This is a genomic window from Psychrobacillus glaciei (assembly GCF_008973485.1).
In the GTDB taxonomy this organism is placed as follows: domain Bacteria; phylum Bacillota; class Bacilli; order Bacillales_A; family Planococcaceae; genus Psychrobacillus; species Psychrobacillus glaciei.
This window is the reverse complement of sequence record NZ_CP031223.1, coordinates 888118-908697: the sequence shown is the minus strand read 5'-3', so window position 1 is coordinate 908697 and position 20580 is coordinate 888118. Positions and strand designations below refer to the sequence as shown.

Here is a 20580-nt window from a genome sequence, read left to right as displayed (position 1 = left end):
TCATTTTTTTTGAGCTAGATCTTTATAAGCAATTTCTAGCTTAGTATTCTCTATTTGTAATTTATTCACAAAAAAACAAACTAGGAGAGCTACAAGAATATTTGCAATTATTACTTCCACTTGAATATAATATTCTAATTTAGTCATCATTTCTTTTTCAAAAACAACTCTTGTGAACACATGAAGTAAGGTAGCAAAAATAATCGAAAATGTTCCGCCCTTAAATCCCTTATAATATGAAAAAATGAGAGATGGTATTAAGCAGATAAACCATGCGAATGACACTTGAGATTTACTTAAACTATTATCAGATATATAAAACTCCAAACAAAAAGGAAAAGCGTAACATACCATAATTACTACCCATAGTAGTTTAGGAATATTCCGAATACCTAATTTCCTGAATTCTATTATGAAATATACTCCCTTTTACTTGTGCTCCCCACTTCACTATGTAGTTGTATTTAACTATCCTTATATACGTAATTAGATACATATATAATAATCAATTATAATTGGTAAGTTAAATTTATAAACCAAATAAAATGGTTTTATATAACCATATACCTGTCAAATTATTTGAAATTATAGTTTTTTTATTTCGCACTGTAGCAAACTATCTTTTCGTTAATTCCACGAACCAAATCACCGAGATACAATTTATAATATCAATTGAGGACTTGCACTTACACATTTTAAATTGAAAGTTTTTTGACAAAATAAACCCCTACTTCCCTTCTTGAGAAATACAGATTCTACTTCCAACCTCTTCTTTCAAATAAACGGGCAATGAAAAGAAAAAAGTGTTCCTTCACCGATTTTACTTACCACATTTACACGTCCTTCATGCCGCTCTATAATTTCCTTTACGATGGCAATCCCCAGACCTCTACCACTTACAATTCCTTCTGTCGTATAGTAAAAACAACAAAAAAATCTGGCAAATCTTCCGTATAATCGCAAATTTAAAGCTCAATGTTTGTGTATACGTTAGGATGCAATTACCCTATTTACTAAAAATGAATGAAAACTTCCTTGGAACTTTTTATCCATTTCTCATTTCATTTTTTCCATCATAATGCTACTTTCATAAGAACTCTAGTGACGAAGAATCACAATAATAAAACGCTCCAAGCATATCGAATATGACTGGAGCGCTTTTAATTTTTGGAAGATAATTTTTTTTTAGTACCACTTTATATGAATGTCTTTATAAAATGTTGAAAAACCTTCTAAGAGGACGTCTCCATTTCATTTCTTAAAAATACCCCGCAAAGGCTTCATATCCAAAATAGACAGAAAGCAGTGACAATGCAGCAAATACTAGGTTTTCTACTGCTCCTCCCGTTCTAGTTGTGAGAGGAAACCGTACTGTTACTTTTAATGGAAATAAAAGTTTAATGCCGTTTTTAGTAGCCATGTCTAAGATGAAATGACTGCTCATTCCGATTAAAATACCAGCTGTAATTGATTCATTCGTCAAAAAGGAATGTAAAAGAGCCCCCATTAATAACAAAAAGACCAAACTATGTGTAAAAGAACGATGGCCAAAAATCCCATTAACTAATCTCGATACAATTGGGAACTTCCTACCAATTGTGCTGCCTCCGTGACAAATATCTGGAATTAATGCGCCAATGATACCCGCCCCAACTAAAATGACCGGATTATAATTTGTGATTTGTGCAAAAGCAAGACTTGCTGCAATACCGCCTACGATGTGTGTGTTTCCTGTCATGCTACAATTTCTCCTCCAAGTTGTAATTCACTCTATCACTTTACACTATGTAAACGAATGAATGAACCCCTCCCCATATTACAGAATTATTACGGGTGCCAGGCACCAGTAACAATTCTGTAATACTCCAAATAAAATAGAGCCTTCGAATAAATGGAATATTCGAAGGCTCAGCTCATTATCATTTTACTTTAAAGGTCACTAAAACAGTATTTTCTAAAGGCTTCCGAAGTTGGTCAGTTAGATTATTGGTGATCATCAATTGGTACAATCCCGGTTTATAGCCTTGTTTTGGTGGCGTTATGATAATTTGTTTCTGATTATCTTTGGATACTTCTTTGCTTATATTCATAAGCTGGGTTCCATCCTTCACTACGAAAACCGAATGTTGGACACTAGCAGGATCTACACTTTTGTTTAACGTTACAATCCACTTTTTGTCGGTTTCCACTATTTCCATTTTCTCAATTTTTTTTCCCCATTCAAGAGTTGGGTTTGGAAAAGGGCCATTCAAGGGAATGCTGTAGTATTTGAAAAATTGATCTGCTATAACTTGATAACCAGCCTCATTCGGATGAATATCTTGTGGATTTTCTAAATAATAAGTACCTTTTGCGTCAAATGCAGAAGCAACATCCACAAAATGAATCCCCTCATTTTTAGCAATACTCGCCATCCTTGAATTTACAATATTAAAAGCAAGCTGTAATTGGATTTTGGAATCTGCATCTTTCAAATGCGGTAATGGAAAGAAATACCCGAACAAATAAATATCTGCGTCTGGATTTAAGGCTTTCACTCTTTGTATTGCAGATACCAGATTACCTTCTACTTTATTTAATAGAGCTGTTGCCTTGGAAATATCCACATGCATACTCTCGTCTTCCGGATTATACAGTTCATCAATAAAATCGTTGGCTCCGCTTATAATCGTAATAAGTTCAGCTTCCTTAAGTGATTGTTGCACGTCATTCCGTTTTAATGTTTCCAACAATCCAGCACTTGTTTCACCAGATGACGCAAAATCTTTCATAAACGAACCAAGTACACCTTCCTTAGCGAGTGCTTCGCTGATTATATCTGTGAAACCTCTACCTACCTTTACCCCATATGGTGTATGCCCAGATGCTATAGAATCCCCTAACGCCACATAGTCAATTTTCACATTATCTGCCTCAACAGAAGATGTTCCAACGCTAAATACCATAAAGACTGCTATAAAAATTAACGAAAAATACCTTTTCAATACTTATTCTCCTCTCTACCATTATTAATATTTCACCAAAAAAATTCATATTATATTACAAAGGCGTTACTGGTGCCAGGCACCAGTAACGTCTTTGTAATAATTAAACCATATTTCGGATTAACTTCCAATGTGCAAAAAGGTTGTAAATTACTTCATATAGGTGGTGTGGCTAAATTCACATATAAACATTTAATATTACTAGTTTAATCCAAAAAACAAGTTAGTTTTGCAAATGGATATGTTTGACTGACTTCTGATGAGGGTAAACTATAGTAATTAACTAAATTGGGAGTGATGAGAATGGTTAAAGGAAATAAACGATCTTTTTTAATGGGTGGTATAGCTGCATTCGCTATTATGTATTTAAAAAAAATGGAAAACAGAGAGAAAGCTAAAACGACATTGAAAAATACAAAAACAAAAGCCAATTCTTATATGGATTCGAAAAAGTATAAACCGACACAAATGACGAAAGCTGGTTTTTCGGATCCACACGATCCAGACGACAATCGTATGGTAGAAGAAGGCGCAATGACAAGTGTGCAATATTATAATGAAAACGTGCAAGATAGCAACTCAAAAACAGAGGCAAAACAAGCGTTCCCAAAATCTCAACAGAAAAAACTGCCGAAATCAGAAGAGTCTTTACCAGAAGATAACAACGACTCACCTGCCAAACAAGAAAATCACACTGAAATTCCTGCTAACTAAAAAAAAAGCCTGTAACTAGTCTGCAAAGCCTAGTTACAGGCTTTTTAGACTTCTCTGTTTTAGTCTTGCATTTCCAGTTGCAACACGTAAGAATAAATATTTCCCCAACAAATAGTGATTTTAAATTTGCGTTACACGATTTGAACTTGCGATATGAGTTACTGAATTTGCGTTATGCAACACTTAATTTGCGGTACGCAGCACTGAACTTGCGTTATGAGAACTTGATCTTGCGGTACTTGACACTGAACATGCGATATGAGGCACTGAATTTGCGATACAAGGAAAATGCGCTTTTGAGGAGAACATCTAGTCTAAATTTATCGAAAAACTCACTAAAGGGAAATGATCTCACAAGTCGCCTGAAACTTCACTCACCGCTGTGATTTCAATGCCATTCAAAGCCTGAGTAGCAAGCCTATCCGCCTCATTATTCAACTTTCGCGGTATCAGGTTATATTCCGGTTGTAAACCAAGCTCCTTCATCTTCTGTTCAATCCGATCTGCCCAGTTGGATAAACCCTTTTCAATCACGGGCCAGTCCTCGCGCAAGTGATTAATGACTACTTGCGAATCGCCAATAAACTGAACCGGCAAATGATGAACGCCTAATAACTCAAGTTCCTGCAAACTCAAATAAAATGCGGCATATTCTGCTTCATTATTGGAAGTTAGTGCGACAGCAGGAGCATTACGTCGAAGTCTGTATGACTTGCCACTTTGCTCATAATAAATAACACAACCCAATCCCGAGCTAAATGTAGCACGGTCAAAGCCTCCATCAAAATAAACCTTCACATTATGCGGTTCCGTTTCGATGCCTTTCAAATAACCTTTTAACTCCTTGAGCGACCACTTACTATCAAATCGATCAATGAATACAATGCTTTTTACACGTCCAGTCCTTCCCATGTCTTCCGCAAACAGCAAAACCTGTGCTGCTGGCATCTCCTCGGAATGAAAAAAGGTTTCCGCTCCCTTGGACGTTCTATATATCCATTCGATGCGAACATTCATCGCCAGTCCCCCTTCTATTCATAAGTTTGTAGAAAAACTGTACTTTTTAATCAGCAAGCTTTTGTTGAAACAATCTTTGAAAATGAAAAATAGCCGCCGAAGCAAAACTATTTCGACTACTATCGACTTTATTATTTAATTCATACTTTCTTATGTTTTAGAAAAGTGTATAGATGATTTGCACTTCTTCCTCACTACCTAGTTATACTTCCCTCTTCATACCATTCAAAGAATCCGCGAATTTAATCTATTAATAACCGAATACACGACAACCCCAAGAGTTGCACCAGCGCTATCTATGAGCACATCTTTCACTTGCGCCCCTCTGCCGGGAACAAATAGTTGATGCACTTCATCGGACATTGCATAAAGCACACAAATAAATAGGGCTATCCCCATCGCTCTATATTTTCCGGTCCAGTTTAGCTTCAAGGCATGCAAGATAAGTACACCAAGCACTAAATAAATAAAAAAATGAGCATTTTTTCTGACGATATGATGAAAATTTTCAGTAATAAAATTTGCGTTAGGTGCCACTTTTTCTACGGTTATTTCAATAAACTCTGTAATCCCTGTACTCAATTCACTTGATGCAGTAGCTGGTTGGTGGGAAAAGTAAAAAATTAGGCACATCCACAAGATTACGGCTAACCACGAAAGATATTTACTCATATATGTAGTTTCCTTTAGGCTCTCAAAGTTTTAATGATATTATACCAAAAAAAATCCAATATTTCTCTTTTAGACAATCAAAAATGCCCTCCAAACGCATAAGCGAATTTTGAGGGCATTTTAACCTATTTAGCTACACATAATTTATCGTATTGTATTCACTTTGAAGGTTTCATAATGAATTGTAGTTAGTTTCCATAATTGCATAAAATCGATTCTAAAATAGGGAAACGATGACTTACTGTTAACGAAGGTAAATGATTATGCAGCTTTTTCAGCTGTAGTTGCTTTTTTCCATATAGAGTTTACCCACTCTGGGTGATCAATAAATGGATTGCGGTTTCCTTGCCATTTTTGAATGACATTATTACGATTCCGTTCGAATTCATCGACTGGATCTTGCTCATGCCACTTTAAAAGTGTTGAAAGCTTACCATGGAAAGGTGCAGTGCCGTTATTAACTTTATCATTTAGTTCTAAATCTACTTTGTCACCTTTTTCATAACGTGTTGCCATATAAAATAAAATTCTTGCGACATCACCTTTTACACGATCAGGTGGTTCAAATGAATTTACTGATTTAAGACATCCGTTACATCCACTAACAGGGCTTCCCCCATTATCAAAGTCTAAATTTCCTCTAGCGCTATTTACTTGTACATCGGTCGGACGTAGATGGTGGATATCAGTTCCTGGACCTTTAGATGTACCAAAGTCTCCGTGTGATTTTGCCCATGTATGTTCTCGATTCCACTGCCCTACGTTTCCACCATTACTGGTTTTAGAACGCGAAACTCCAGAGTAAAACAAAATTACATTGTTTTTATTATTTGGGTCTTCATCCGTTTCACGTAGCGCTACCCATGCTTCATCGTATGAAAGTTGCGTATGACCATCAATTATTTGATGAAGTGCATCTTTTAATGCTTGGCCATCTTTACCAAATGCATTTAGATAGTAAGCATCCGTAGGTGAACTTGCAGAGGTTACAAGAACACTAAAGTTCGCCGTGACGGTTTTTGCACCATCTGAAGCTGTTACTCCTACAATATGGTTCCCTTCTGCAAGCATTAGTTTTAATGTTGACCCTTCAATTGTTCCTAATGTGGAAGTAAAAGTTAGTGCTTTGTTTTCAGGGTCAGCGAAATAGTCGGTTAATAAGATAGAAATGGACTCTCCGGCTTTAACTGTTTGATTTGGAAAATTTTTCTTGATGACAGGTGCTTGATTTTCACCAGGAAAAGAAGGAACCGCAATGGGTTCCCCTTTTGAATTTGTAAATTTAATATTTTTGCTATCTGCACCATTAGTAAACTCTATTTCTAGAATATTTTCAGCGCCTCTTACTTCTTTTACGTTTGGACCATCAATGATAATTTTTTTCATTATTGTTCCTTTGAAATCAATAATCGCGCCAGCATTTACTGGTTTAATCGTTACAGCATGCTTTGCAAATCCTGCTCCGTGAAATTCTGCATAAGCTCCTGTGAATAGAACGCCATCTGTAATTACTGATTGGTCATCAAGTGAAACGGATACGCTCGGTTGACCGATTGATAACTTTTTCGTTGTAAGTTTTTTGAAGTTAAATATTTTTTCAGCTTCGATTGGTGTTACCAAATCTTTAGCTTTAATATCAATTTGTACTAAAACTGGATCATGGTCACTTGCACGACCAGCCATATCTGTAAAGTCTGCATTGATGTGTAGAATATCGATTTTTGTTTTACTTTCTAGATTCTTAGTAACCAAAATATGATCTAGCACTTGTGAGTTACCTTGGTATACATACGTGTAACGATCAGAAGTTTCTACTTTGTTAATCATATTTGTCATCAAATTACCTTCATGAATCTTAAGTGATTGAGAGAATTGGTAATCATTAAAATCTCCTAACGAGATAACATTCGCTTCGGGACTTTTTGTTTTAATATCATCCACAAATTTGTATACTATATTTGCAATTTTGTGTCTTTGTGTTTCACTTTTGTATTCTGGTGGTTGAATAGATCCAAACAATGGCGTGTCACCTGATTTTGAATTCCAGTGATTCGCAATTACGATAACACTTTCACCTTTAAAATCAAATTGTGCAGCCAAAGGTTTACGGCTACTAGCAAACGCACTGTTAGTTGGATCGATACGACCTGGATTATAAGTTAATTTACCGTCTTTGTATCCTACTGCAGTTGTCGCATTACCATGCGGAATACCTTCTGTTAAATTAACCCGTTGTGGATTATATAGGAAACCAACTCTAATATTCGCATTTGGTGCTCCACCGTCTTGATTGTTTTCTGGATCAATATTTACATACTTGTAGTCTACTCCGCCTGCTGCTTTAATTGCTGTGATCAATCTTGCATAACTTTGATCTGCCTTTGAATCACCAACAGTTGCTCCGTTGTTATCTTGAACTTCTGTTACTCCGACAATATCAGGACTTTGCATATCTGTTGCAATTGCTCTTGCTAATTTACGTGCTTTGTCGTCTGTTGTTGATGCTTTGTTGTTTGAGAAGTTTTCTAAGTTATATGAAGCAACCGTTAACTTATCTTCTGTTTTCACAATCGTTGTTTTTTCTGGTGAAGCCTTACCTTTTGTGTGAGCTTTTTTCATCTCATCTAAGGAGACATAGATTTTAAAGTTTTGATATGAATAGCCCAACACACCAGTAATCGGTCCATTAAATTTATCTCCAGTAGCTACCTCAAAATCACGACCTGGTCCATTTGGCTCTAAACGGAATTGAATGCGATTTGGATTTTGCTTACCCTCTTCGTAAAGTACGCCACCATGAAGTGAGTTTGTTGGTGCACTTTCAAGTAGTGTAACTAGATCTCCATTTTCTTGTGGAGAGACAGCTTTCACATTACCAACTTGCACGCGCATTCCTTCAATACTTTCCCAGAAGTCTATTGCGTCCACTTTCGGATTGAAAACAGTTAAGTTATCACTATCAATTTTCTCAAAAGTCATTTTTGATTCATCAATGATGATTGGTGCAGGTAAAGCTACGCCAGTTTTAACTATCGTCACTTTTCCACCTTGATCATCGCGAACATTGATCTGTGTAGTTTTCAAATCCGTTGTTTGACGATCATCGTATCCGTCATATGCATATTCACTTACCTTCCCAGTAACCGATACTAAGTCTCCTACTTTAGCTGACAAAGATTTATTGCCACTATAAAGAAGAATTGCTTCAGAAGTGTTAGGGTTATTATCCACTAAATTATCTGGGGTTTGGATATGATAATAATATGATCCATTTAAGGTAAAAGAATATGTTACTACTCCTTGAATTCCTTCTACATTTTTATTGTCAAAGCTTGAAGAGTGTCCATCACCTTGGATATCATGAATTTGAAGACTATCTGTAATGACATATTCATATATCTTCACTTCACTTGAAGAACCATTTGCAGCAATTGCTACTGCTTTAAGTGTTGTATTTTTTTTAATTTCAATTGGTGAAGAATATTTTATGCTTTGTTTTGTAGGTACTGAACCATCTAATGTGTAATAAATTTCAGCATTTGCTGTTGTTGTGGACAGGGTTACCGTTGTGCCACCAACAAACGTTCCGCTTCCTGGATTCGCTTCAACTGGTTGTAGAATGGAACTATCTGAAACGATATCTTGTGCAAAACGTGGAATAACTTGATAATCAGCATCAAACTGTTGAACGATACCAGTAATTGATTCGTACTTTTTTCCTACACTCAAACCTAGTGAGTTATTTTCATCACGAACGATGAACTCTGTTTTTCCATCAGTTGCTGTATAGTTCCCTGCATTTACAGCTGTTAAAGTAATTTGTTTTGCTTGCACTAAAAGAGATTCATTGGCTTCATTCACTTCTGCTCCAGTTACTACTTTAGGAGTTGGAGCCCCAACATTTTCTGTTTTTTTGACAATAGTTGCTCCATCTAATTGAAGGAGACCTTTGAAATCTGCTAATTTACCAGTAAGCGTTACTTCGTCTCCTACTGTCACAGGAAGGCTAGTAGGTCGTACAGCAATACCACCTGTCGCATCTTGTACAGAGATAGTATTTTTCAAGTTTGCAGCTACTATTGCTTTAATCGTAACTGTTTCACCAATAACAGTAGCACGTGCTTCTGCTATTGATAATATTCCAGATTCACTCTTTACGGTATAAATAAATTCTGCAACTACACTGTCTGCTAGTCCTGCTTTTATAGCGATTGCTTTAATTGTTGTGTCTTTATTAATAACAATCGGAGTTACATATTTACTGCTTGAACTAGTTGGATTAGTTCCATCTGTCGTAAAGTAAATGGATGCTCCATCTGTCTTTGTTACTAAACTAATCGCTGTGCCTGCTGGAACACTCGAAGATGGTATAGAAACAGATACAGCTTCTACCTTATTTTCTACTGGAGGCTCTCCACCACCATCGACAAAAGAAATTGCTGTTGGTGTTTTTAAACCAGCATGATTGCCAAAGTATTTTTCAAGAGAACCAGAAATCTGCACTTTTTTCCCTAAATTCCCTGGTTTCGCTTTAAGTCCAAATTCTGCTCGATAGCTAGCAGTTAACTGAACGTAAATCATTTTTGATAAATCTGTTTCATTTGCGGAACTAGCAATAGCAAAGTTAACATCATCAGTAGCAGTCGGCGTTACCGATATTTCACTTTTTACATAACCAACAATATAGCCTTCTACTGATACGTTTTTCTTTCCATTTGAATCAAATTGAGCAATCGCCTGATCAACCGTTAATTCTCCCGCTGCAATAGCTGATTGAATATTCATCGGAGAAATTAAGCTGATAATCAAAAGAAATATTAAACCAATATGAAAGGTTTTCCTTTTATGATGTTTCATTATTTAGCTCCTATCACTTTTCAATTTTTAAAAGAATGCATACCATTTCTGGTTGCGTTTATAAAAATAGTCTTAAAGTTTCGTTTGCCCAGCTATACTCAAACCATTAAGATTGAAGACTTTTCCAACTAGTGACGAAATATCAAAGTCACCTTCTACTGTAATATTCTTAAATGAAATACTACCTGTTTGGATACCAATAATAGTTAAGTTTCCTTTGACAACAACATTTTCAAGTAAAGATACATCTTTAACTGATACTGTTACGTTCCCTTTATATACTTTTATAGCATCAGGTGTACCAGAGAAATCTCCTTCTGCTATAACACCGCCTGGTAATTCTGTATCGGGAGTTTGACCCGCTACATCAACAATACGACCTTCAATTTTAGTTGGAATAGAATCTTTTACAGATACTAAATGTTCTCTTAAATTTTCCCAATCTGATAGTCCTAGGTCAGTTGCACGACCTTTTTCATATGCTTTTTTAAGAACTTCATAGCCGTCTCCACCTTTAGCAGTGAATGCGTTTGTTGCAACTGTGTAAGTTTCAGTATCTAGGATTTGAGTATACGTATTATCTGCATTTTTATATGCAATTGAAACTACTCGTTCTCCTGTTGGTTTAGAAGAATTAAATTCTACTTTCGCACCTGATACATGTAAGAAACCGCCACTTTCTTTCGGATAATCTTTAAAACTAATTTCAAATGTAGCTTTTATTTCTGCACCTGTTAGATCCATTGTTGCTAGTGTGTTACCAAATGGAAGTACTTTTATAACACCACCTACTGTTATTGGACCTGCTGGAATAGAAGTTCTAATGCCTCCACCATTTTGGAAAGCCATAATTACATTTTTATTTTTTACATAATCTTTCGCTTTCGCAAGCATACCGTCTGTAATTATGTTTCCTAGGATTGTTTCATTGGATCTTACACTTGTGCCTGGAACATAACCTACATCAGTTACTCTTGGGCTTAAAAGTGCATTTTCAAGAGTTACTCCAATTTCCTTTTCATTAACAGCTTTAATTCGTTCCTTATAAGGTTTCAAGAGCGTAACTGCATCAGCGTCTTCAGCTTTATCCTCAGTCTTAATTAACTTTCCTTCATGTGTTACTACGACACCATTTTTATCAAATTCAACATCTAAAGTACCAAGGAAATCAGAATACTGATAAGCTTGTACAATAATTGTTTTATCTTTTGCATTACCTTTAATATCTTTATCTACAACAACAGGTACATTTAACTGTGTATGGCTGTGTCCCCCAACGATTATATCAATTCCAGGTACATTTGCAGCTAGTTCTTGATCATTGTCCACAGCAGGATTATCATCAAAACCAATATGTGTAAGTGCAACGATTTTGTTAATTCCCATTGCTTCAAATTCAGCAACCATTCTTTTTGCATCTTCAATATAGTTAGAGAATGTAATTTTCCCTGGACTTGAGATGTCTGCTGTTTCTGCAGTTGTTAGTCCAAAAATACCAACTTTTTCTCCGTTTATTTCTTTTACAATTCCTGTGTAAATATTCCCATTCTTAGGTTTTTCAGGATTTTCGGGAATCTTTGTATTAAACAACCCTGTAAATTTGTCATCTTTTGAAAAGTCTACGTTTGCAGATACAAACGGGAATTTTGCAGCTTCAATGAAGTCAACTAAAGCTTTATGCCCTTCAGGTGATGAACCAAGGTCAAACTCATGGTTACCAAATGTCATAGCGTCAACTTTCATTAGATTCATAAATTCTAAGTCGGCTTGGCCTAGGAATTCATTAAAATATAAAGTACCAGAGAAAACATCCCCTGCGTTTAATAACAATGCATCCGGTTTTAATGTGCGTACTTCTTTTACTGCTGTAACAAGCTTCGGTGCTTTATCGGTATTAGCATGTATATCATTTACATGCATGATAGACAGGTTGAAGTTTTTGGAACCAGTGTCACTAGCTACATCTACAATACGACCTTCAATTTTAGTTGGAATAGAATCTTTTACAGATACTAAATGTTCTCTTAAATTTTCCCAATCTGAAAGTCCAAGATCTGTTGCACGACCCTGTTCGTATGCTTTCTTCAAGACGTCATAACCGTCTCCGCCTTTAGCAGTAAATGCGTTTGTTGCTACTGTGTAAGTTTCAGTATCTAGGATTTGAGTATACGTATTATCTGCATTTTTATATGCAATTGAAACTACACGTTGTCCTGTAGGTTTAGAAGAATTAAATTCTACTTTCGCACCTGATACATGTAAGAAACCGCCACTTTCTTTCGGATAATCTTTAAAACTAATTTCAAATGTAGCTTTTATTTCTGCACCAGTTAGATCCATTGTTGCTAGTGTGTTACCAAATGGAAGCACCGTAATTACTTCACCCACCGTAATTGGACCAGCATTAATACCAGCTCTAATTCCTCCACCATTTTGGAATGCCATAATTACTTTTTTATCTTTTACATATGCTTTCGCCTTAGCAAGCATCCCATCTGTAATTAGGTTTCCTAGAATAGTTTCACTAGCTCTTACACTTGTGCCTGGCACATAACCTGTATCAGATGTTCTTGGACTTAATAGTGCACTAGCAAGTGTTACTCCAATTTCCTTTTCATTAACAGCTGCGATTTGATCCTTATAAGGTTTCAAAAGAGCAACTGCCCCAGCATCTTCTGCTTTATCTGCGGTCTTAATTAACTTTCCAGAATGCCCCACTATGACACCGGCTTTATCAAATTCAACATCTAAAGTACCAAGGAAATCAGAATACTGATACGCTTGCACAATAATTGTTTTATCTTTTGCGTTCCCCTTGTCATCCTTGTCTACTACTACAGGTACGTCTAGTTGAGTATGGCTATGCCCACCTACAATTACATCAATCCCTTTTACTTTTGCAGCTAGTTCTTGGTCATTGTCCATAGCGGCATTATCATCATAACCAATATGTGTAAGTGCAACGATTTTATTAATTCCCATTGCTTCAAATTCAGCGACCATTCTCTTTGCATCATCAATATAGTTTGAGAATGTAACTTCTCCTGGACTTGAAATGTCCTTCGTTTCAGCCGTTGTTAGTCCAAAGATACCTACTTTTTCTCCATTTATTTCTTTTACAATTCCTGTGTAAATATTACTATTCTTTGGTGTTGAAGAGACTTTCGTATTAAACAACCCTGTAAATTTGTCATCTTTTGAAAAGTCTACGTTTGCAGATACAAACGGGAATTTTGCAGCTTTAATGAAGTCAACTAATGCTTTATGCCCTTCAGGAGATGAACCAAGGTCAAACTCATGATTACCAAATGTCATAGCATCTACCTTCATTAAATTCATAAACGCCAAGTCAGCTTGTCCTAAGAATTCATTAAAATATAAAGTACCAGAGAAAACATCTCCTGCGTTTAATAACAATGCATCCGGTTTTAATGTGCGTACTTCTTTTACTGCTGTAACAAGCTTCGGTGCTTTGTCCGTATTAGCATGTATATCATTTACATGCATGATCGACAGGTTGAAGTTTTTGGAACCCGTGTTACCACCGCCATTATTACCTCCACTGTTTCCGCCACCTGTCGAAGGAGGTGTAGTTGGTGTTGTTGGAGTTGTTGGAGTTGTTAGATCGACTCCTGCCGTTTTTGCTACATCATTTGCTTTTTCAAGTAAATCTTTAACCATTGGTAATGAACTAGTAGAAGGTAATTGAGAAATCAAAGATTTAATCGATTCTAATACTTTAATAGCTTCTTCTTTTTTCCCTGAAGCTAATAAAGTTTCCGCCTCTTTTACTTTCATATAAATAGTTACCGGAACGATTAACTGATCACGTTTTAAATTGGCCGGTTCTTTATATTGATCTAACAATAAATCTCTTGCTGCTTTACCTGAAAAACGATAAAGAATGGCAGTACGAGTTTTCAACTGAACAGATAACTTATGATATAAAGTTTCCACTTTCGCCCAGTCTTTTGCTTCCTCCGCTTTTTTAATATCCGACATAATAGGATTTAAGTATTTGTCAGCATAATTGTAAGCATCAATATAAGGAATAATCCCCTTAGTTATTCTTTCATTATATAAATCGTCTAAATCTTTTAACAAAGTATCTTTGTTTTTTTCATTTGACTTCATTATTGCCGTTTTAGCTTTTTGATAATTTACTTTAGCTGTATTCAGTAAAGGGTACAAAGAACTACTTGCTGCAATTTTTCCATTTTGAGATGGAACAACATAGGCATATGATGCATTCTTCATATCCTTTCTTGCCTGGTCCACCAAATCTTGCAAAGAATTGGTAGCGTAACCAACATTGTTAGAAGCTATCAAGGAAGTTGCAAGCACTGTAGCCATTACAGACTTTTTAATCTTCTTTTTCATAATTTTCCTCCTAATATCAATTTAATTTACTAGAATCACATCAATAAATTTCCAGTGATATGCAAAAAACAGATTAATATGACTCTAATTTTAAACATACCATGGAATAATATGAAGTTCAATTAATTAATTATTAAATTTTGGTAATTTTCTATTTTTGTTTCTTTACATTAAAAACATACGGAGAGATAAGATGCCTTCCTACTTTTAAAAGCGAACAAAGAGTCAATTTCATCCTCTCAGCGCTTCATTATTAATGGATACTATTTATTTTTCTCAAGTTCCACATATTATAATCACGCCACCATTGATTCATGTACATTGTGAACAGTCAAAGTAAAAAACAATCAATATCAAGCCTTTGTAAGATTAAAGGCACAACTAATAATCCTTAACCAGAGTCCCTCTATATCTAGAACAAACCTTAAAGATAATATCCTATATTCAAATTCATATACTTAACTCAAAAAAAATGCTATTTCACTTTACATTCCAAGTGAAATAGCATTTAAACTTAATTGACCCAAAATTGTAGCTTACATAGGGACTCCTTTAAATTACAACCTGCAAGCAGCAATGGGATTAGCTCTGATAAAGAATTGAAAATCTCCAAAGGGTAATTTGTATTATTTGCATACCTTTTGTATGTTGTTATTTCTTTGTTTCTAACATACGACGAAAACTAAAAGACTCCCACGGTTTTATATGGTCTAGTAGAAAAAGCTCCTCCGAAATTACTTTGCCTACTACATTTGTGCATCCTGCATTTGGCATAGACTTCCGTGCTACTTGCAGCTCTCCCTTATAACGTATATCCAAATCGTTATCTATCGTAACATCTCCTGCGACTATTTCATTTGTATCATGAGCCGGGAAGGAGTTCTTTTTATATTTCACGCGAGATTGAGTACTTCGAATTACATATGCTGATACGTCCCCACGATTAAAATGTGGCTCATCAAACATTACTCTTTCTTCTAACTCATTCATTTGCAGAGAAGTTACTACCGCTAACTCTAGCTTATGTCGATTTAAACTCCCCAATGCTTTTAACTCATCCTCGGAGGCATACATATTACCAATGATTAAATCGTCTATTAAACCTGTATGCCATAAATCTTTTGCTTGAACAGCTATGGGTAGATGACGATGTTCTTCTAATGTAGGCAAGCCATTTAGAGTAAGTTCCCACGGCCCAAATTTGGCATGTTGAGAGGAAATCATGGCTGCTGTATGAAGTTGATTGTCTTTAAAGAGCTTGGAAGCCTTTAAAAAATGCGGTCGAGAAAGTCCTGTATATTCTCTAGGGTAAAAATTATGGCACCCAATAATATTTTCTCTATTCGGTTGATACGATAAAATATTCTCCACATATTTTGTACCATTACTAATATTCAATTCTACTTTCATATTAGAAGCGTCCAATGACATGAACGCCTCTTCTTGACCAGTGAATCCCATATCTAAGCGAAGTGCATCTAGACAGTAATGTTCCTTAAAATAACCGATATCACGAAAAGTTAAGCTTAGTGCCTCAAATACTTCCGGAGCGATGTCGGCAGTAATTTCACAGCCAAGCTGTTGCGCAAATTGATTGATTTCTTGTAGTTTCTTTCTTTCCAAGTCATTCTTTATGGACAGTAAGCAAGTAAAAATACGATCGAAGCCGTTGTCATACGCTAGTTGAATGTATTCCTTCATTTCTTCCATTGTGCTATGTTGCGGATAAATGGATATTCCTAGTCTTCTCATTAAAAACCTCCGTGCTTCTGCTATTTTGCTTCCTTCATTTTTGCTGTACGATTTGCCATAGCGACAAATGGTAAATAGATGCAAACAGAAATCACGATTAATACGAAGCTTAGTACTGCTCCTTGCCAAGACTGCGTGACTAAGAATCCATTAATAATAGGAGGCGTTGTCCAAGGGATTGCAATTGTTGCTGCTGGAACCATTCCCCACTTTGTCACAAAATAGGCAATCGATACATTAATCATAGGTGTAAGAATAAACGGAATAAATAATATCGGATTTAAAACAATTGGTAACCCGAATAGCAACGGTTCATTAATATTGAAAATCCCTGGAGCTGCGGATAAGTTTCCAACAGTCCTATATTGCTTATTCTTTCTGCCGATTATGAAAATAGCGATAATTAATGCAATTGTTGTACCAGCTCCACCCATATTAACAAAAGCATCAAAGAATGGCTTATTAATAATATAAGGTGCTACATCTCCAGCTGAAATTGCAGCAACGTTGGCTTCAATTGCTTGCAAGTTAATCGACTGCATAAATGGATCGATTATGTTACCACCATGAATACCGAGTGTCCATAAGAATGCTGGAATAAAAGCAAGGATTAGTGCTGCAGCCCATGTATTTGTTAAGCCCATAAATGGCTCTTGAACGGTCGAATAAAATGATCCAATAATATCAGGAATAGTGAAACCTGCAGAAATGATTGTACGAACTAACGCAAATAATGCAACCGTAATCATGGCTGGTAGTAAAGCCGCAAAAGATTTCGAAACCGCTGGTGGTACACTATCTGGCATCTTAATCAATAGTTTCCTTTTACCGGACAAACGAGAGAACACTTCGGAAGATAATAAAGCAATAATAATGGCTACAAATATTCCGCCCGTTCCAGTTGTTAACCCTGATAAGCCGCCTTCACCAAAAGTACCAAATGTCAGATAGCTCGATAATCCGATAACCCCTGCTGACAGACCATCTTTGTCATAGCTTTTCGCTAAATGATAAGCAATGGAGAAAGCTAACAAAAGGGAAATTATCCCGAATGTTGCACCCCACATATTCCCTCCCCATTGCGTCCAAGTTCCATGCTCCCAAATAGAATCTAGTGCTTTTTGATAGAATTTGATCGGTAGATTGTTTATTAGAACTGCTAGTGATCCAATAATAGTAAGTGGCATTACGGTGATAAAACCATCTCGAATGGCTACTAAATGCCGTTGATTACCAATTCGTGCAGCTACCGGAACAAACTTCTCCTCTAAAAAACGGAACATTCCAACTCTCCTTTTTCTATTTTTTCTTATATGTCAAACACCACAATATAATGGTGTTAATGACCTTATAATCGTTCATATAATTCGATCATTTCATTTGCTATATCACGAAAAGTAATCGCATTCATTAAGTGATCCTGTGCATGCATTAGCAACATTGTTACTTCTACTTTTTCTCCTCTAGCCTCTTGCGTCAGTAGAGTAGTTTGAGAGTGGTGTGCTTCTACCAGTGACTGATTTGCTATTCCCATTTTTTTCTTAGCAGCATCGATATCACCTTTTCTTGCTAGTTGAATTGCCTCCACACAGTCGCTTTTTGCGTTACCACTATGCAATATTAACCCCATTATGGATTGCATATATACTAAGTCTTCCATATGACACACCCCTTATCTCATTAGGTCTATTGCTTGCTTTAAGACATTAGCGCCGTTCATCATTCCATAGTCTGTCATGTTGATGACCTCGATGGGGATATTCTTTTCTTTATATTTCACTTCGAATGCACCCTTTAAATAGCGCACTTGGGGACCAAGTAGCAATACATCTACATGTTTGTTTTGTATTATTTTATCAACCTCACTTTCTGAAATAGCAAAGATATCCGTTTCTATATTTTGCTCCTTTGCAACTTTTTGCATTTTTGCAACTAGCAAGCTGGTACTCATCCCCGCTACGCAAACTAACATAATGTTTTTCATTTTTTCATTCCCGTCCTTCCATGTAATCGCTGTGAGTGCACTTTTATTGATTACTAAAAAAAAAGATAAATACCTTTCCATAATGGATGAAAATGTAATAATACGTATTGATAAGATATGATACTTTCCTACTAAACTTTCCTCTATTAAGTTCATAATCCCATGTTTATTTATTCAAAAAAATATTAACATGCTTCCCCTAATCTTTCCGATAAAATTACCTCTGTAATCTTTCTGATAACCTCATCTTCATCCACACCTTCTGCTGAGATAGTGATAACTGCTCCTGGACCAATTCCTTGTGACATTACCCCCATGATAGACTTTAAATTTACGGATTTTCCATTATACGAAAGTTGCACATTCGATGTATAGGGTGTAACAGCTACAACCAATAAAGTAGATGGCCTAGCATGTAATCCTTCTGGCGTGGTGATTTTAAAATTTTTCTCCATTTATTAATTCCCCTCTATTATTAGTCAAAGTTAATACGCATTTTAGATGAATTTATATTGAACCGTGCGACATATCAATTCCTTTCCACATTCAAATAGATTCACTTACCTATCATTTCCGAAAACTATATTGCCTCTTCTAATGGTTTTTGGACATGTAAAACTTTGTCCAGAATAACTAAATCTGCATCATACTCTTTTGCAATATAGCCTTTATTAGAAAGGTTCAATTGTTTAGCAACGTTAGCTGAAGATATTGAAACAAGTCCCTACCAGGAAAACCTAGTGACGTTTTGAATATTACGAACAGCTTGATCCATTGTTTATACGCTGCCAGCTAGAGCGCCAGCAGATAGATGTTCACCATTTTCTGTCACATGAATTGTCTGCCCACCTAAATCATAGTTTCCGTACGGTAGGCCTTTTGCTCGCATAGCATCGGTAATTGAAATGATGCGAGACGCCTTTTTCAAACGATATGCAATTTTCACAGCATCTGGATGACTATGAACAAAGTCGACAACAATTTCCGTTTTAACCTTAACTTTGAGTAAAGCTCCCCCAACGACTTCCATTTCACATTGGTGAAATGGACGCATTTGGTTTATAAATGAGTACACTGCTTCGCACCAAGTTGGACCACTCTTCCCACTTCTGTTGCAGTAGCATCTGAGTGCCTAATAGATACAAGAACATTCTGTCTATTAAGTTCTTTTATAAAGTAATATCCATTTGTTACTTCAAGCGCGACCGTTATTTGTTTGATAAGATTGCTACTTAATTGTTGCCAGTAGTTTAATTGGTCAATAGAAGGTTCCATTATATGCTCGATTGGTTGTGCTCCAGCCCACTTTTGGGATATAAATGAACTACTAGGTGTACACTTATTAGTTCAGCTTCCGCTGCATTATTTCCGTAAATACGAACATTTGCTTAAACAAGTTCGATTCAATCAACGGCTTGAGTCATCGTAGTTTCTAAAAAAACTTGTTGTTCCTTCTTTTACTAGTGATCGAGCCATTCCTCTTAGCGCTTCTTCCCTAGCATCCATCGTGTCAAATCCATACACATGCATATCAATGAAACGAGGAAATACAATTCATTCTTTAAAAGTCCCATCAATTTGTCTGTCTGATTTCAGTAATAACTTTTCCTTTTTTTCATCTCTCCATTTTTTGCAAATAAATTACCTATAAATTCTGCTTGATCAAAATTAACAATAGTTACATTTGAAATAAGTTTATTTTGTTCACTATCATCAACTCCTATAAAACAAAAAAAGTTTGGTTCTCCTGTTTAGAAACGATGGTATAGTAGTTGTCTATACCATTTATAAGCGTTTTTATAGTAATATGTTTTGCAGGATTTACTTATGAACTCTCTTTATCGCCAATCCTTTTTAAACAATCTATTTGAAAAACGATGATGTAATTTATCTTTTCTTCAAATATTTACGGTGGGCTTTGGATTTTAAATCTGGGGCTACATTATTACCCGGGGAATTTTGGTGCATGTGACGGTTGTTTGTCAGTCACTTTTATAAAATAGGTAAAGAATAGATGCATTTGGTCTGGTTAATGAGAGAAAGGATACTGTCCTAATTGTTTAAAAGCGGACGAAGATACAATCTCGTCCGCTCAACACTTCTTATGAAAGGATACAACCTATTTTTTAATGCCACACAGGGTCCTTAATAAAAAATATCAGCCAAGGAATCAAATTCGACTGTTTGTTATTTTCCATTTTTTCAGAACATTGATACTAA

General features: G+C 35.8%; 17 protein-coding genes. 1 reads left to right on the top strand and 16 read right to left on the bottom strand.

Translation table 11 applies throughout. The annotated features are described in order from the left end of the window. The 4 genes from PB01_RS04180 to PB01_RS04165 all read right to left on the bottom strand — a co-directional run bounded on the left by PB01_RS04180 (window position 1) and on the right by PB01_RS04165 (window position 2984). On the bottom strand, window positions 1-354 hold the full coding sequence (locus PB01_RS04180; RefSeq protein ID WP_225986161.1) for a hypothetical protein: 354 nt from the start codon (window positions 352-354) through the stop codon (window positions 1-3). Window positions 355-774: 420 nt separating this feature from the next. Beyond that, complete coding sequence (locus PB01_RS04175; RefSeq protein ID WP_151699024.1) at window positions 775-963, bottom strand: ATP-binding protein; 189 nt, start codon at window positions 961-963, stop codon at window positions 775-777. A 295-nt stretch (window positions 964-1258) separates the two neighbouring features. After that, a complete protein-coding gene (locus PB01_RS04170; protein WP_151699023.1) occupies window positions 1259-1738 on the bottom strand; it encodes a metal-dependent hydrolase in 480 nt (159 codons plus the stop codon). Window positions 1739-1919: 181 nt separating this feature from the next. After that, window positions 1920-2984: an SGNH/GDSL hydrolase family protein gene (locus PB01_RS04165; RefSeq protein WP_151699022.1), complete on the bottom strand. Its 1065-nt coding sequence runs from the start codon at window positions 2982-2984 to the stop codon at window positions 1920-1922. A gap of 303 nt (window positions 2985-3287) precedes the next feature. On the opposite strand from PB01_RS04165, the gene PB01_RS04160 reads away from it, so the two are divergent. Next, window positions 3288-3698 carry a hypothetical protein gene (locus tag PB01_RS04160; RefSeq protein WP_151699021.1) on the top strand — a complete coding sequence of 137 codons (411 nt, stop codon included), beginning with the start codon at window positions 3288-3290 and terminating at the stop codon, window positions 3696-3698. A gap of 351 nt (window positions 3699-4049) precedes the next feature. On the opposite strand, the gene PB01_RS04155 is transcribed toward PB01_RS04160, so the two are convergent. From PB01_RS04155 to PB01_RS04100, 12 genes are all read right to left on the bottom strand, one after another. Then, complete coding sequence (locus PB01_RS04155; protein ID WP_151699020.1) at window positions 4050-4715, bottom strand: ribonuclease H family protein; 666 nt, start codon at window positions 4713-4715, stop codon at window positions 4050-4052. A gap of 225 nt (window positions 4716-4940) precedes the next feature. Next, the gene (locus tag PB01_RS04150) at window positions 4941-5387 is read right to left on the bottom strand and encodes a VanZ family protein (RefSeq protein WP_151699019.1); all 447 of its coding nucleotides are present in this window, start codon (window positions 5385-5387) and stop codon (window positions 4941-4943) included. 261 nt (window positions 5388-5648) lie between these two features. Next, a complete protein-coding gene (locus PB01_RS04145; RefSeq protein ID WP_151699018.1) occupies window positions 5649-10244 on the bottom strand; it encodes an endonuclease in 4596 nt (1531 codons plus the stop codon). Between the two features lie 72 nt (window positions 10245-10316). Beyond that, window positions 10317-14624 (bottom strand): 5'-nucleotidase C-terminal domain-containing protein, encoded by a 4308-nt coding sequence (locus PB01_RS21205; protein ID WP_225986160.1) that lies wholly within the window; start codon window positions 14622-14624, stop codon window positions 10317-10319. Window positions 14625-15275: 651 nt separating this feature from the next. Next, window positions 15276-16376: a DUF871 domain-containing protein gene (locus PB01_RS04135; protein ID WP_151699017.1), complete on the bottom strand. Its 1101-nt coding sequence runs from the start codon at window positions 16374-16376 to the stop codon at window positions 15276-15278. A 20-nt stretch (window positions 16377-16396) separates the two neighbouring features. After that, entirely contained in the window at window positions 16397-17659 is a 1263-nt protein-coding gene (locus PB01_RS04130; RefSeq protein ID WP_151699016.1) for a PTS sugar transporter subunit IIC, read from the bottom strand. Between the two features lie 65 nt (window positions 17660-17724). Then, window positions 17725-18036, bottom strand: coding sequence for a PTS sugar transporter subunit IIA (locus tag PB01_RS04125; protein ID WP_151699015.1), 312 nt, complete (start codon window positions 18034-18036; stop codon window positions 17725-17727). Window positions 18037-18048: 12 nt separating this feature from the next. After that, the gene (locus tag PB01_RS04120) at window positions 18049-18360 is read right to left on the bottom strand and encodes a PTS sugar transporter subunit IIB (protein ID WP_151701955.1); all 312 of its coding nucleotides are present in this window, start codon (window positions 18358-18360) and stop codon (window positions 18049-18051) included. 185 nt (window positions 18361-18545) lie between these two features. Beyond that, window positions 18546-18815 (bottom strand): phosphocarrier protein HPr, encoded by a 270-nt coding sequence (locus PB01_RS04115; RefSeq protein WP_151699014.1) that lies wholly within the window; start codon window positions 18813-18815, stop codon window positions 18546-18548. Between the two features lie 125 nt (window positions 18816-18940). Beyond that, window positions 18941-19072: an amidohydrolase family protein gene (locus PB01_RS21860; RefSeq protein WP_151699013.1), complete on the bottom strand. Its 132-nt coding sequence runs from the start codon at window positions 19070-19072 to the stop codon at window positions 18941-18943. A gap of 66 nt (window positions 19073-19138) precedes the next feature. Further along, entirely contained in the window at window positions 19139-19435 is a 297-nt protein-coding gene (locus PB01_RS04105) for an amidohydrolase family protein (RefSeq protein ID WP_151699012.1), read from the bottom strand. Beyond that, a complete protein-coding gene (locus PB01_RS04100; RefSeq protein ID WP_151699011.1) occupies window positions 19420-19635 on the bottom strand; it encodes a hypothetical protein in 216 nt (71 codons plus the stop codon). Before PB01_RS04100 ends, PB01_RS04105 begins: the two co-directional genes overlap by 16 nt. Window positions 19636-20580 lie beyond the last annotated feature (945 nt).